The organism is Mesorhizobium sp. M5C.F.Cr.IN.023.01.1.1 (assembly GCF_003997585.1).
Classification (GTDB): domain Bacteria; phylum Pseudomonadota; class Alphaproteobacteria; order Rhizobiales; family Rhizobiaceae; genus Mesorhizobium; species Mesorhizobium wenxiniae.
The window spans coordinates 1-13,382 of sequence record NZ_RZSU01000070.1 but is presented as its reverse complement, the minus strand read 5'-3'; the positions used below and the strand labels follow the sequence as shown (position 1 = coordinate 13,382).

The window sequence follows — 13,382 nt, the reverse complement described above, 5'->3', positions numbered from 1 at the left end:
CAATTGTAACGCATGTTCTGCCAGGCCCACTTCGCAGACTGAAGCGGGCTTTGCTTTTTGACCGCCGCTTTTTGTCGTAAGCGGCAGCGCGGTGTTGGCGGTTCTACATCCCCCAGCGCAGCGCAGCCGTATGCACCGGTGCGTCCCACAATGCGGTCGTCTCGTCGTCGACCATGGTCAGCGTGATCGAGCAGCCGGCCATGTCGAGCGATGTCACATAGGACCCGACCAGTGAGCGAGTGACCGTCACGCCGTTGTTCCCGAAGATTTTCCGGGCGCTGTTGTACATCAGATAGAGCTCCATCACCGGCGTGCCGCCGAAGCCGTTGACGAAAAGCAGCGCCGGGCCTTTCGCCCTGTCGCGCAGATCGCCCAGGATTGCCGCGCAGATCTCCTCGGCAATGGCATCGGCGCTCTTCAACGTGTCGCGGCGGCGGCCGGGCTCGCCATGAATGCCGACGCCGAACTCCATCTCGCCGTCGCCGATATCGAAGGTCGGCTTGCCGGCCGCCGGTACGGTGCAGCTGGTCAGCGCAACGCCCATAGACCGCGTTGCGCCATTGACGCGTTCGCCAAGCGCCTTCAACGGCTCCAGTGCCATGCCTTGCTCGGCTGCGGCGCCGACGATCTTCTCGACCACCAGTGTGCCGGCAACGCCGCGCCGGCCAGTGGTGTAGGACGAGTTCTCGACCGCGACGTCGTCATTGGTCACCACTTGCATGACCCCCTCCGACATTTCGGCTGCCATCTCGAAATTCATCACATCGCCCTCGTAGTTCTTGACGATAAACAGGCAGCCGGCGCCGGTGTTGACCGCTTCCGCAGCCGCCAGCATCTGGTCCGGCGTCGGCGAGGTGAACACCTGACCGGGGCAGGCGGCGTCCAGCATTCCATGGCCGACCAGCCCGCCATGCAGCGGTTCGTGGCCAGAGCCGCCGCCGGAAATCAGCGCCACCTTGCCGGGCTTGAGCGCCTTGCGGCGAACGAATTTGTGCTCGTCGCCCAGCACCAGTATGTCGGAGTGCGCGGCGACGAAGCCGTCGAGGCTTTCGGCCAGCACCGTGTCGACCGAATTCAAAAATTTCTTCATGACCGTCCTCCCGAAATGGCCAGGCGTGGCACGACTATGTCCCGCCCTTGCCGGCGATGCTGGTGATCTTCTGGATGAAATCGTTGACCGCCCGGTCGAGCGCTGCATTCTGCTTGTCGTCGCCGAAATCGGGAACGATCAGCGAGACATGCCGCGTCTTGCGCATGCCTGATGCCACCGACATTTTCCCGGGATGCGCCTGATGGTAGGCGGCAAGAAAATGGTCGCGTTCGGCCGGGCTGAAATGGCAGACGGAGAAAATAGCCGGCAAATGTTTCGACGGGATCGGGATCGAATAGGCCGGGCTGGAAATCTGCGTGACGAAGCTGCGGTGCTTGCCGAGCGCATCGGCCAAGCGCTGGCGCATGCCGGACGGGCGCTGGTCGAGGACCTGCGACAGGATCATCTTATAGGTGCGGATCGCCTCTTCGGAGCCGGGTTCGGGTGTCTTCTCGGCCATGCCCGCGCCTAGATCGAAACGTCCGCAATGGCCGCCTTGGCCAATGCGAGTTGGGCGGGAACGACGGAAAGGTCACGCAGGCCGGCCTCGATCAGCGCCGAGATCGCCGCCGGATCGCCGCCGGCGTCGCCGCACAAGCTGACCGGAATCTTTTGCGCGCGGCCGAACGCCGCAACCGAGCCGATCAGCCGAAGCACGGCCGGATGCCTGATCGAATTGAGATGCGCAACCGAAGCATTGTCGCGCGCCGCCGCCATCACATATTGGGTGAGGTCGTTCGAGCCGATCGACAAGAAAGCGACCTCGGCAAAAGCCTCAGGAGCGATCGCCACCGATGGCACCTCGACCATGATGCCGAGCGGCGGCATTTTTTGCGCGACGCCGCGCGCGGCAAGTGCGGCCTTCTCTTCCGCGAACAGGGCGGCGGCACGCTGATATTCGTCCACAACGGCGATCATCGGGAACATCACCTTGAGATTGCCATGAATGGCGGCGCGCAGCAGCGCCCGGATCTGTACCCGAAAAACCTCCGGCCTTGCCAGCGATAGCCTGATGCCGCGCAGGCCGAGAAACGGATTGCCCTCCTCGACGGTGAAGCCCGGCACGGGCTTGTCGCCGCCGGCGTCGACGGTACGAATTGTCACCGGTCTGTCTTCAGCCCATTCGAGCACATTGCGGTAGGCTCGATATTGCGTTTCCTCATCCGGCAGCGTCTTGCCGAACAGGAATTCGGTCCGCATTAGCCCGACGCCGTCGCAGGTCGAGACATCGATGCTGTCGACATCGGACGGATCGGCGATGTTGACATGCACTCGCACCGCCGTGCCGGCTTTCGTTACTGCCGGCCGGGTCAAAAAAGTTCTTGCCCGGTCGCGACGTGCCGCGAAAGAGGACGATTTTCGCCGGAACGCGTCGACCTCCGCCCTTGATGGCGCCAATATGACGCCGCCATGCTCGGCATCAAGCAGGGCGACGCCGGCAAGATGAGCCGGCGAAGCACCGAGCCCCACGATCATCGGCACGCCGCGCGAGCGCGCCAGCATGGCGACATGGCTGGCGGCACTGCCCGCTTTCAGCGCAATGCCGCCGCCGGAACTCCAGTCGGTTTCGAGAAAGCGCGTCGGCGCGATGTCCTCGCCATAGAAGATGGCTCCTGCCGGCGCCGCAGCCTCGCTCTCTTCGGTCAGTGCACGCAGCACCTGGTCGCGTATGTCGCGCATGTCGGCGGCGCGCGCCCGGAAATAGTCCTGATCGGACGTCTCGTAGCCCACAATTTCGGCGTCGAGCGCCTGCCGCCATGCCGTATCGGCCGGCTGGCCGACGGCAATCGCGGCAAAGGCCGGGCCGGTCAGTGCATCGTCCTCCAGCATGGCGAGCTGGAATTCGAGAATTTCGGCTGCATCGCCCTCGGTCGCTTCGACGAGCGTGGCAAGTCGGCCGGTCGCTGCCTTGATTGCCGTTCCGAGCGCGAGCCTCTCGTCAGCGGCGGTCGCTTTACGGTTATAGCGCGCGACAACCGGATCGAGGTTGAACAGCGGCCCTTCGGCATAGCCGGCCGAAGCCGGAATCCCTTTCAGCCTAAGCGGTTCGGGCATGGTCCACGCCCTCGTCGAAGTCGCGCCGCACCAGCTCGACCAGCGCGCCGACCGCTTCGCCGGCGCCGTCGCCCTTGGCTCTGATATGCAGCAGCGTGCCTTTCGGCGCCTTGGCCGCCATCACCTTGACGATGCTCTTGGCGTCGAACCAAGGCCCGTTGGCGGCGAGCGCCACTTCGACGTCGGCTGAAAATGTCTTGGCGAGCTTGGTGAACTTCACCGAAGGGCGCGCATGCAGACCGACCTCGTGGGTGATCAGGACTGTGGCTTCGGCGGATGCGGACATTGAGTCAAAATTCCTGTTCATTCACGACGGCGACAATTCGTGTGCCGTCGCCACCACTTCCCTGAGCGAGGCGCCGCCGGACGCCTCCGTCGCCGCCATCACCGCGCCTTCGACGATCGGCGCATTGCAGACGATGATCTTGTGCGCGCGCGGCTCGCCGATCATCTCGACCGCCATCTCGCTGTTGGTCTCTGCGCCGCCAAGATCGACAAGTATGGCGACACCCGCCTCCGACCAGGCCTTGTCGATGGCGCCCATGATCGCCTCGACATTGGTTCCCAGCCCGCCATGGCCGTTTCCGCCGCACCATGCAAGCGGCACTTCGTCGCCGACCATCTGGCGCACCATATCGGCCGTGCCTTCGGCGACCAGCGGTGAATGCGATACGATGACGATGCCGACATTGCTCATGCTTGCCCCTCGATGCTTTCGACGACAGCCCGCACCAGAAGCGCGACCGAGCGCCCGCCGGCATCCATATGGCCGATCGAGCGGTCGCCGAGAAACGAGGCGCGTCCGCGCAAGGCTTTCATCGGCACGGTGGCATCGGCTGCACTGTCGGCGGCATCGGCGATTTCCGCCCCGGTTTTTCCCTGCAGCAGGGCGTCATGCACCGGCTTCAGCACGTCGAGCATGGTCTTTTGCCCGACCTGCGACTTGCCCCTGGCTGCCACCGCCTCGATCGCCTTGCCGAAAGCCGCCGACAGATTGGCGCGATCCGGCTCAGCGGAAATCTCCTTGCCGAGCGCCATGAACAGCGTCCCGAACAGTGGTCCCGATGCCCCGCCGACCGTCATCACCAGCTTGGTGCCGATCGCCTTCAGCGCCTCCGGCAATGGCTTTGCCGCGAACGCCTCGGCCTCAGCCCGCACCGCCTCGAAGCCGCGCTTCATATTGAGCCCATGGTCGCCGTCGCCGATCGCCTGGTCGAGCGCGGTCAGCTCGTCCGCGTGAGCTGCAATCGTGTCGGCGGTGGCTGGTATCAGCGTCTTCAGGTCAACCTTGTCCATCGTCCCAGTCTTGTCCAGCGTCCCAGGGCTCATCGGTTTGCAATCCTGTTGCCGGCCTGGTCGAAGAACAGCGGCGCCCGGTAACGAATAGCCACCCTGTCGCCTTTTTCCAATTGCGTGTCGGGGTCGGTCAGCGTCACCAGCTTTTTGCTTCCCACCGTCACATGCAGGTGATTCTGGTCGCCCAGATGCTCGACCCAGTCAACAACGCCGTCGGCGGGGCCGTTCGATGCCTTGCCGATCGACAGATGTTCTGTACGCGCACCGATCGTCTTGGTTCCCGCCGGCATGTCGCCATCGGGCAGCAGGCCGGTCGGCAACAGATTGATCGCCGGCTGGCCGAGCCTTGCGGCGACATGAAGGTTTGCCGGCTCGGAATAGATCGTCCGCGGCGTGCCGATCTGCACCAGAACGCCATCGGCGAGAATCCCGATCCGATTGGCCATCGTCATCGCTTCGATCTGGTCGTGCGTGACATAAAGCATGGTAGCGCCGACCTCGGCCTGAATGCGCTTCAGCTCAAGCCGGAGGTCGGCGCGCAGCTTGGCATCGAGCGACGACAGCGGCTCGTCCATCAGGTAGATCGAGGGCTTGCGCACTAGGGCGCGTCCGATGGCGACGCGCTGCATCTCGCCGCCGGAAAGTTTGGTGGAGCGGTTGGAGAGCTTGTGGTGGATACGCACCATCCTGGCCACATCCTCGACGCGGCGGTGCACCGCGTCCTCGCTCAGCCGCCGCGCCGGCGAGCGCAGCGGAAAGGCCAGGTTGTCGTAGACCGACAGATGCGGATAGAGCGAATATTGCTGGAAGACGAAGGCGGTGTCGCGCTCGGCAGGCGACAACATTGTCGCATCACGGCCGCCGATATGGATTGAGCCCGTATCCGGCCGTTCCAATCCTGCGATAAGCCGGAGCGTCGTCGTCTTGCCGGCCCCGGTCGGGCCGAGCAGCACGACGAATTCGCCATCGGCGACGTGCAGATCGAGAGTGTCCACGGCGACATGCTCGCCGAAGGCTTTTGTCACGCCTTTGATGTGCACGTCAGTCATGATGCGCTTTTCCCTGGGAGGCCCCGTCATGGATTGCGGTTCGCACCGCGCGGCCGGATCCCTTCTCGAACAGCGACAGCCGTGCGCTGCTCAGCGCCAGGCCGACATGGTCGCCCGCATTGAGCCGGATTTCGGCCGGCACCCGCGCCTTGATGATGCCGCCTGATGTCTCCACCGCAACGATCTGCGTGGTGCCGAGATATTCGGTGCCATAGATGGCGCCGCGCAGCTTCGAGCCATCGTCGAAGCGGATGTGTTCCGGCCGGATGCCGAGCGCCATGTCGGTCGACGCGATATCCTCGCGCACCTCCGGCACTGCCACCTTGGCGCCTTGCACCACGACCTCCCTGGCGCCCTTTGAAAGCCCGCCGTCAAAGCCGAGAAAATTCATCGGCGGCGAGCCGATGAAATCGGCGACGAACATGGTCGCCGGCCGATCGTAGATTTCGCGTGGCGTGCCGAATTGTTCGATGACGCCGTGGTTCATCACCGCGATCTTGTCAGCCATCGACATCGCTTCCATCTGGTCATGCGTGACGTAGACCGTGGTGGCGTGGATGCGGTTGTGCAGTTCGCGCAGCTCGTGGACCATGAGATCGCGGAATTCAGTGTCGAGCGTGCCGAGCGGCTCGTCCATCAGGAAGCATTTTGGCCGCCGCACGATGGCGCGGCCGAGCGCCACGCGCTGGCGGTCGCCGCCGGCAAGGCCCGAGACTGATTTGTTGAGCAGATGGTCGATGCGCAACAGCTTCGCCGTCTCCTCGACGCGCTGGCGGATTTCGATACCTGGCATGCCTTGCGCCAGCAGCGGGAAGCCGATGTTCCTGCGCACATTCATATGCGGATAGAGCGCGAACAGCTGGAAGACGAAGGCGATGTCGCGCTCGCGGGCACGCCGCATGGTGACGTCCTCGCCACCGAGCAGGATCTTGCCGCCGGTCGGCAGTTCGAGCCCGGCAATCATGCGCAAGGTCGTCGTCTTGCCGCAACCCGACGGCCCCAGCATGACGAAGAACTCGCCATCCCCGACGACGAAGTTGGAATCCTGCACGGCGACGAAATCGCCGAATGCCTTTCTCAGATGCTCGACCCTGATCTCCGCCATCGTCTACTCCGGAAACTTCGAGACGATGATGAACATCGCCGTGCCGGCAAGCATGGTGATGAAAGAATAGGTGTAGAGCGGCAGCGCGAAGGGCTGGAACAGCATCAGGAAGCCAATGGCGATGATCGCGGTAGCGATATTCTCCATCAGTCCGCGCCTGAGGGCGCGCGGCCAGGGCGAGCGTTTGGTATGGGTACGACGGCTCATGATGACAAGCTCCGCGACCCCTTCTCCCCGTCACTATACGGGGAGAAGGTGGCCCGAAGGGCCGGATGAGGGGTGGCGCCAAAATCTGGAAAGCTTGCGCTGCCCCTCATCTGCCTGCCGGCATCTTCTCCCCGTAAGCGGGGAGAAGGGGCGCTGCCGCGGCGCCGCTTCCATATCTGCTGCTGATTCGCCGTGTTGCTCATTTGCGCACCGCGCCGAAGGTGATGCCACGCAGCAATTGCTTGCGGAGCAGGATGGTGAACACCAGGATCGGCACCAGGAAGATCGTCGTGCCCGCGGCGACGGCCGGCCAGTCCTGGCCGCCTTCGCCGATGATGGTCGGGATGAAGGGCGGTGCGGTCTGCGCCGTGCCCGAGGTCAGCAGTGCGGCGAACGCATACTCGTTCCAGGCGAAGATCAGGCAGAAGATGGCTGTCGCGGCAATGCCGGTGGTCGCCTGCGGCAGCACGGTGCGCCAGAAGGCCTGCAGCCGCGTATAGCCGTCGATCATCGCCGCTTCTTCGTATTCGCGCGGGATCTCGTCGATGAAGCCCTTCAGCAGCCACACGGCCAGCGACACGTTGACCGCCGTGTAGAGCAGGATCATGCCAAGTGCGGTGTCCGACAGGCCAAGCTCGCGGTACATCAGGTAGATGGGAATAGCGACCGCGATCGGCGGCATCATCCGCGTTGACAGGATGAAGAACAGCAGATCATCGGCCAACGGCACCTTGAAGCGCGAGAAGCCATAGGCCGACAATGTGCCGAGGAACACCGCGCAGAAGGTCGAGCCGAAGGCGATGATCACCGAGTTTATGAAGCGCGGCATGAAGTTGGACGGCCCGGCGATCACCATGTTGCGCTTGCGCACTGTCTCGTCGCAGACGCCCGTAGCCGGTCCCAGCGAGTTGATGTATTCCGGTGTCTGCCGGGTGCGGGTCGAGAACAGATTGCAGTAGCCCTCGAGGCTCGGCTGGAACAGGATCTTCGGCGGATAGGCGATCGAATCCGGCGGCGTCTTGAAGCTGGTGGCGAAGATCCACAGCAGCGGCACGATCGAGATCAGCGCGTAAAGCACGATGATCGTGCCGGCGACGCGCTTCGACGTGGCCGAGGGTGCGACGACCGAATGGGCTGACGTCAGGCTCATCTCTGCTTCACCTTGTTGAGCGCCTTGACGTAGATATTGGCCAGCCCGAACACCGCGACGAACAGGATGATGGCGAAGGCTGAGGAATAACCCGTCCGCCAGCTTTCGAAGGCCTGCCGCTTCAGCGTGATCGAGGCGACTTCGGTGGTCGAGCCCGGTCCGCCGCCGGTGAGCAGGTTGACCATGTCGAACATCTTGAAGTTCTCGATGCCGCGGAACAGCACCGCCAGCATGATAAAGGGCAGCGCCATCGGCAGCGTGATCGACCAGAACTGCCGCCAGTTGGAGGCGCGGTCGACCTCGGCCGCCTCATAGATGTATTCGGGGATCGAGCGCAGCCCGGCGAGACAGATCAGCATCACGTAAGGCGTCCACATCCAGGTATCGACGATGACGATCGACCACGGCGCCAGCGACACGTTGGAGAGCATGCCGATCTGCGTTGCCGGAATGCCGGTGACGAATGAGATGGCATAGGCGAACAGACCGATCTGCGGCTCGTAGAGGAAGCGCCAGAAATTGCCGACCACTGCCGGCGACAGCATCATCGGCACCAGAATGATGGTCGTCCAGAAGGCGTGGCCACGAAATTTCCGGTCGATCAGCCAGGCCAGCGTGAAGCCGATCAGCGTCTGCAGCAAGATGGTCCAGAACACGAAATGCGCCGTCGTCTGCATGGCGATCCAGATGTCCTGGTCACCGAGGATGCGTTTGTAATTGGCAAGGCCGACGTTCCTGACCACTTCGTTGGGGCGATTGGCCCGGTAATTGGTGAAGGAAAGATAGATCGCCCAGAACAGCGGGAAGATGTTGATGACGAGCAGCAACAGGATCGTCGGCGAGATGAACAGCCAGGCGAGGCCCTTGTCGCTGATGCCCCGGACCTTGCGGGCCAACGGCTCAGGCGTAGCCCGGGCAACGCTGTCCGCAGTCCGGTTGAGCATGGTCAGTCCCGCTTCGGTCACTTGGTCGTCTCGACAATGGAATTTATCTGAACTGTGTCCCGTGCCAAGGGCGGCACGGGACACGCGGCATGGCTCGGGAGGAGCCGATTACATCTGCCCCAACTACATCTTGCCATCGTCCTGGAAGACCTCGGTCCAATCCTTGACCAGGCCGTCGAGCGCATCCTTGGCCGAACCCTGGCCGGCGACGACATAGTCATGGAAGCGCTTCTGCGACGCCTGCAGCAGCGGCGCATAGCTGGGCTCCGCCCAAAAATCCTTCACGATGGCCATGGAGTCGAGGAAGGTCTGCGCGTAAGGCTGGCTGGCCGGGAAGCCTGGATCCTTGACGACTGCGTTGAGGCAGGAAAAGCCGCCGAGCGACCACCATTTGGCCTGCACGTCCTTGTTGGCGAACCACTTGATGTATTTGAGCGCGGCCTCCTGCTTGTCCGAGTAGGAGACCACCGAGATGCCCTGGCCGCCAAGCTGGGCGAATTGATTGCCGTCAGGACCCTTGGGATTGGCGAAATAGCCGATCTTATCGCCGCCGACATTTTCGTCCTTCTGCAGGCCTGGCCAGGTAAAGGCGAAGTTCATATGCATCGCCACCTGGCCGGATTTGAAGGCATCGACGCCTTCGCCCATGTAGCTGTTCGAGGCCCCGGGAGGCGTGCAGCAATCATAGAGCGCCTTGTAGAGTTCCAGCCCCTTCACCGATTTCTCGGAGTTGACGAAGCCGTCCATCTCGTAGGGCTTGTCGGGATTCTCATAGTTGAAGCCGAAGCTGTAGAGCACGTCCATGGCGCCCATGGTGATGCCTTCGGAGCCGCGCTCGGTATAGATCGACACGCCATAGACCGTCTTGCCGTCGATCTCGCGCTTCTGGAAGAACTCGGCGATCTGCTTCAACTGGTCGAAGGTCGTCGGCGCGGCGAGATCCCAGCCGTACTTTTCCTTGAATTCCTTCTGCAGTTCCGGCTTGGAGAACCAGTCCTTGCGGTAGGTCCAGCCGACGACATCGCCCATGGCCGGCAGCGCCCAGTAGTTCGGCGAGTTCTTCGGCCATTCCGAATAGCCGACGACGGTCGCCGGCACGAAGTCGTCCATGCTGATCTTCTCCTTGTCGAAGAAGTCGTTCAGCTTGACGTAGTGGCCGTTCTCGGCTGAGCCGCCGATCCACTGGCTGTCGCCGATGATCAGGTCGCACAGCTTGCCCTTGGAATTCAACTCGTTGAGGAAGCGATCGGCATAGTTGGTCCACGGCACGAATTCGAATTTCATGCCGATGCCGGTTTCCTTGGTAAAATCCTTGGACAATTCGACAAGTGCGTTGGCCGGGTCCCAAGCTGCCCAGCAAAGCGTCAGATCTTCCGCCTGCGCGACGTTCGAAGCGGCTGTCGACGCAAGCATCGCCGAGGCCAGTCCCAACGTCAGTTTCCCCGCCGTCAGTTTCAAGGTCGATTTCATGCCTTCCTCCCATTTACGAAACGCGTCCGGATGACGGTTTCAAAAACCTCAACCCCCCTCCTCAGGGGTCCAAACATGGCGACGCAGTTGAGCATCGGATGTTTAGTAATTTGTTTAGTGATGCAATTTTTACTAAACAAGGCAAGCGAATTCGTCGCTGCGCTGCAGCATGGCCCATGGGTCGCTTGGTTCAGGAAAGGCGCGTGTCAGATCGTCCGGCGCGCGGGCGCCGGCTCATTTGACCGTTTTGGTGCTCACCGTCACCGGCCGGATCACTGGGGCCGGCGGCAGCAGGGCGCGGATATCGGCGAAGGGGAAGATCGGTTCGAAGCGGAAGGCCTCGGCGAAGGAACCGGCCGCGCCATTGCACTGGCCGGCGCGAAATGCGTTCTGCGTGCGCGCCGCATCGACGAAACGTTCGGGATCCTGCGACTGGTGCGCCCGGATCGCCATCGCCTTGAGCTCGAAATGCCCGGAGATATCGACATAATGCGTCGGCGAAAAGCCGGTGCCACCGAGCGTATCGGCATGCAGCACCGGGACAGTGAAGGATGCCGCGATGCGCAGGCCGTCCGACAGCGCACGGTGATCGCCATGATAGTCGTTCGGCGCATGGGTGATCGCCAGATTTGGCTTCACGTCGCCAATCAGCGCCTTCAGCGCCGCGATCAGCGCGGCATCGGCAACCAGCGCACCATCCGGAAAGTCGAGGAAGTGCGGTGTTGCGCCAAGCAGGTCCGCCGCCACAGTCGCTTCCTCGCGGCGGGCGCGGGCGAGTAATTCCGGATCGCCCTTCCCGCCCTTGGCTCCATCCGTGGCTATCGCAAAAACCAATTCTGCGCCTTGTGCGGCATAGGCCGCCATCGTACCGAACATGAAGATCTCGATATCGTCCGGATGCGCACCGAGCGCCAGTATCTTCACTCTGCATTCTCCCTGGACCTGGAAAAATGTGGACGAACGGAATTCTGCTCGCCCAGCTCCCCTGTGCAAGCTGTTCATGCAACGATGCCGTTGTCAAAAGTTTGGGCGGATCGCGCCGACGCATTATTCGCAGATCCTCGAGCCAGTGATCCTGGGCGCGTTCTCCAGGAATATCCAGATCTTCTGTCGCCAGATTTTCCGTCGCCAGATCTTCTGTCGCCAGATCTTCTGTCGCTTGTCGGCCTCGCCGTCATTGGCGGCTTCGGCCTTTTGACGATGGTGCGCGAGGAGGTGAGGCTCGGCACGGTGTGCTGGAACTCGCTCTCGCGGACCCGGCTTTGAGTTGGCCCGCCCCCGGTTGCGCGGCGACCGCCACCGCTGATATGCGGGCGCTGCGGATCCGCCGCAATTGGATGGACGCATCCTTGGAACAATGACCAGAAAACCCTTGCCGGAGCTTCCGGTCTCCGCCGTACTGCCGGCGCTCAGCGAAGCGCTCGGCCATGGCAACAGCGCCGTGCTGGTGGCGCCGCCCGGCGCCGGCAAGACGACGCTGGTGCCGCTGGCGCTGCTCGACGCGCCGTGGCTCGGCACCGGAAATATCATTCTGCTGGAGCCGCGCCGGCTCGCTGCCCGCGCTGCTGCCCGCCGCATGGCCGAACTGCTCGGCGAGGAGCCCGGCGAAACGGTTGGCTACGCCATGCGCATGGAAAACCGCACTTCTGCGAGGACCAGGATTCTCGTCGTCACAGAGGGCGTGCTGTCGCGGATGATCCTCGACGATCCGGAGTTGCCCGGTGTCTCGGCGGTATTCTTCGACGAGTTCCATGAGCGTTCGCTCGACGGCGATTTCGGGCTGGCGCTGGCGCTCGACGTGCAAGGTGCGCTGAGGCCCGAGCTGCGATTGCTCGTGATGTCGGCGACGCTCGACGGAGCACGTGTCGCTCGACTGCTTTCCGGCGCGCCGGTGATTGAGAGCGAGGGCCGCGCCTTTCCCGTCGATATCCGCTACGACGAGCGGCCGGCCGGCATCGCCATCGAGGACGCCATGGCCAAGGCGATCCGCGCGGCCCTTGCCGATGAGAGCGGCAGCGTCCTCGCGTTCCTGCCCGGCCAGCGTGAGATCGAGCGCACGGCCGAGCGGCTGCAAGGCCGCGTCAGTGCCGACACCGATATCGTGCCGCTCTACGGCATGCTCGACAACAAGGCGCAGGACGCCGCGATCAAGCCGGCGCCGTCCGGCCGCCGCAAGGTGGTGCTGGCGACCTCGATCGCCGAGACCTCGATCACCATCGACGGCGTGCGCGTCGTCATCGATTCCGGCCTGTCGCGCCTGCCGCGCTACGAACCGGCCAGCGGCCTGACGCGGCTGGAGACGGTGCGGGTCAGCAAAGCCTCGGCCGACCAGCGCGCCGGCCGCGCCGGGCGCACGCAGCCGGGCGTCGCCATCCGGCTGTGGCGGGCCGAGCAGACGGCGGCGCTTCCCGCCTTCACCCCGCCGGAAATCCTCGAAGCCGATCTGTCGGGGTTGATGCTCGATTGCGCCGCCTTCGGTGTCGTCGACCCGGTGAGCCTTTCGTTCCTCGATCCGCCGCCGGCCCCAGCACTCAACGAGGCAAGGTCGCTGCTTCGTGCGCTCGACGCCATCGACGAGGCAGGGCGCCTGACGGAATCGGGTGCTGCGATGCGCAGGCTGGCGTTGCCGGTGCGGCTGGCCCACATGGTCGCCGACGCGGCAAAGACCGGCCAGGCGTTCGAAGCGGCCATGCTTGCCGTGCTGCTCACCGAGCGTGGCCTTGGCGGCGATGGCGCCGACCTCGAACGGCGGCTGATGCGGTTCCGATCCGAAAGATCGCCGCGCGCCACCGCCGCGCGGCAGCTCGCCGAGCGGTTGGCGAAACAGGCCTCACCCTCCCCCTCGAGGGGAGGGTCGGCGACCGAGCTGAGCGCAGCGAAGCGAGAAAGACGGGGTGGGGTCGGTAGCGAAGGGCGCGACCGCAAAACGGTGCCTACTGAGGTGACCCCCTCCGCCGCCTTTGGCGGCACCTCCCCCTCGAGGGGGGAGGGTAGCAGCGCCGGCGCGCTCCTCATC

At 63.7% G+C, this 13,382-nt stretch carries 14 protein-coding genes and 1 pseudogene; 2 read left to right on the top strand and 13 right to left on the bottom strand.

Annotation, left to right across the window (positions count from 1 at the left end; translation table 11 throughout):
- Positions 1-103 precede the first annotated feature (103 nt).
- From dhaK to EOA78_RS24105, 13 genes are all read right to left on the bottom strand, one after another.
- The gene (dhaK, locus tag EOA78_RS24165; RefSeq protein WP_127317311.1) at positions 104-1,090 is read right to left on the bottom strand and encodes a dihydroxyacetone kinase subunit DhaK; all 987 of its coding nucleotides are present in this window, start codon (positions 1,088-1,090) and stop codon (positions 104-106) included.
- Positions 1,091-1,124: 34 nt separating this feature from the next.
- The gene (locus EOA78_RS24160) at positions 1,125-1,550 is read right to left on the bottom strand and encodes a hypothetical protein (protein ID WP_127317310.1); all 426 of its coding nucleotides are present in this window, start codon (positions 1,548-1,550) and stop codon (positions 1,125-1,127) included.
- Positions 1,551-1,558: 8 nt separating this feature from the next.
- Entirely contained in the window at positions 1,559-3,145 is a 1,587-nt protein-coding gene (gene ptsP, locus EOA78_RS24155; protein ID WP_127317309.1) for a phosphoenolpyruvate--protein phosphotransferase, read from the bottom strand.
- Complete coding sequence (locus EOA78_RS24150; protein WP_127317308.1) at positions 3,129-3,431, bottom strand: HPr family phosphocarrier protein; 303 nt, start codon at positions 3,429-3,431, stop codon at positions 3,129-3,131. Before EOA78_RS24150 ends, ptsP begins: the two co-directional genes overlap by 17 nt.
- Before the next feature lie 21 nt (positions 3,432-3,452).
- On the bottom strand, positions 3,453-3,842 hold the full coding sequence (gene dhaM / locus EOA78_RS24145) for a dihydroxyacetone kinase phosphoryl donor subunit DhaM (protein ID WP_027151568.1): 390 nt from the start codon (positions 3,840-3,842) through the stop codon (positions 3,453-3,455).
- The gene (gene dhaL, locus EOA78_RS24140; protein WP_127317327.1) at positions 3,839-4,441 is read right to left on the bottom strand and encodes a dihydroxyacetone kinase subunit DhaL; all 603 of its coding nucleotides are present in this window, start codon (positions 4,439-4,441) and stop codon (positions 3,839-3,841) included. The genes dhaM and dhaL overlap by 4 nt, the downstream gene beginning before the upstream one ends.
- A 29-nt stretch (positions 4,442-4,470) precedes the next feature.
- Positions 4,471-5,490 carry an ABC transporter ATP-binding protein gene (locus tag EOA78_RS24135; RefSeq protein WP_127317307.1) on the bottom strand — a complete coding sequence of 340 codons (1,020 nt, stop codon included), beginning with the start codon at positions 5,488-5,490 and terminating at the stop codon, positions 4,471-4,473.
- The gene (locus EOA78_RS24130; protein WP_127317306.1) at positions 5,483-6,595 is read right to left on the bottom strand and encodes an ABC transporter ATP-binding protein; all 1,113 of its coding nucleotides are present in this window, start codon (positions 6,593-6,595) and stop codon (positions 5,483-5,485) included. The genes EOA78_RS24135 and EOA78_RS24130 overlap by 8 nt, the downstream gene beginning before the upstream one ends.
- A gap of 3 nt (positions 6,596-6,598) precedes the next feature.
- Positions 6,599-6,802, bottom strand: a complete 204-nt coding sequence (locus EOA78_RS24125) for a hypothetical protein (RefSeq protein ID WP_127317305.1) — start codon at positions 6,800-6,802, stop codon at positions 6,599-6,601.
- A gap of 199 nt (positions 6,803-7,001) precedes the next feature.
- A complete protein-coding gene (locus EOA78_RS24120) occupies positions 7,002-7,952 on the bottom strand; it encodes a carbohydrate ABC transporter permease (RefSeq protein ID WP_127317304.1) in 951 nt (316 codons plus the stop codon).
- Entirely contained in the window at positions 7,949-8,896 is a 948-nt protein-coding gene (locus EOA78_RS24115; protein ID WP_127317326.1) for a sugar ABC transporter permease, read from the bottom strand. The genes EOA78_RS24120 and EOA78_RS24115 overlap by 4 nt, the downstream gene beginning before the upstream one ends.
- A 123-nt stretch (positions 8,897-9,019) precedes the next feature.
- Positions 9,020-10,366, bottom strand: coding sequence for an ABC transporter substrate-binding protein (locus EOA78_RS24110; protein ID WP_127317303.1), 1,347 nt, complete (start codon positions 10,364-10,366; stop codon positions 9,020-9,022).
- Positions 10,367-10,600: 234 nt separating this feature from the next.
- Positions 10,601-11,290 carry a PIG-L deacetylase family protein gene (locus EOA78_RS24105; RefSeq protein WP_127317302.1) on the bottom strand — a complete coding sequence of 230 codons (690 nt, stop codon included), beginning with the start codon at positions 11,288-11,290 and terminating at the stop codon, positions 10,601-10,603.
- 106 nt (positions 11,291-11,396) lie between these two features.
- Between EOA78_RS24105 and EOA78_RS37965 the strand changes: the two are divergent.
- Together EOA78_RS37965 and hrpB are read left to right on the top strand one after the other, a co-directional pair.
- Positions 11,397-11,632, top strand: a pseudogene (locus EOA78_RS37965) (hypothetical protein); the annotation flags it as partial.
- A 91-nt stretch (positions 11,633-11,723) separates the two neighbouring features.
- Positions 11,724-13,382: ATP-dependent helicase HrpB (hrpB, locus tag EOA78_RS24095; protein WP_127317301.1), on the top strand; the 1,659-nt coding region annotated here is incomplete at its 3' end.

Excerpts from the sequence above, each read along its gene's own strand:
- dhaK (WP_127317311.1), bottom strand. The coding sequence starts at position 1,090 with ATGAAGAAATTTTTGAATTCGGTCGACACGGTGCTGGCCGAAAGCCTC.
- EOA78_RS24160 (WP_127317310.1), bottom strand. The coding sequence starts at position 1,550 with ATGGCCGAGAAGACACCCGAACCCGGCTCCGAAGAGGCGATCCGCACC.
- ptsP (WP_127317309.1), bottom strand. The coding sequence starts at position 3,145 with ATGCCCGAACCGCTTAGGCTGAAAGGGATTCCGGCTTCGGCCGGCTAT.
- EOA78_RS24150 (WP_127317308.1), bottom strand. The coding sequence starts at position 3,431 with ATGTCCGCATCCGCCGAAGCCACAGTCCTGATCACCCACGAGGTCGGT.
- dhaM (WP_027151568.1), bottom strand. The coding sequence starts at position 3,842 with ATGAGCAATGTCGGCATCGTCATCGTATCGCATTCACCGCTGGTCGCC.
- dhaL (WP_127317327.1), bottom strand. The coding sequence starts at position 4,441 with ATGGACAAGGTTGACCTGAAGACGCTGATACCAGCCACCGCCGACACG.
- EOA78_RS24135 (WP_127317307.1), bottom strand. The coding sequence starts at position 5,490 with ATGACTGACGTGCACATCAAAGGCGTGACAAAAGCCTTCGGCGAGCAT.
- EOA78_RS24130 (WP_127317306.1), bottom strand. The coding sequence starts at position 6,595 with ATGGCGGAGATCAGGGTCGAGCATCTGAGAAAGGCATTCGGCGATTTC.
- EOA78_RS24125 (WP_127317305.1), bottom strand. The coding sequence starts at position 6,802 with ATGAGCCGTCGTACCCATACCAAACGCTCGCCCTGGCCGCGCGCCCTC.
- EOA78_RS24120 (WP_127317304.1), bottom strand. The coding sequence starts at position 7,952 with ATGAGCCTGACGTCAGCCCATTCGGTCGTCGCACCCTCGGCCACGTCG.
- EOA78_RS24115 (WP_127317326.1), bottom strand. The coding sequence starts at position 8,896 with ATGCTCAACCGGACTGCGGACAGCGTTGCCCGGGCTACGCCTGAGCCG.
- EOA78_RS24110 (WP_127317303.1), bottom strand. The coding sequence starts at position 10,366 with ATGAAATCGACCTTGAAACTGACGGCGGGGAAACTGACGTTGGGACTG.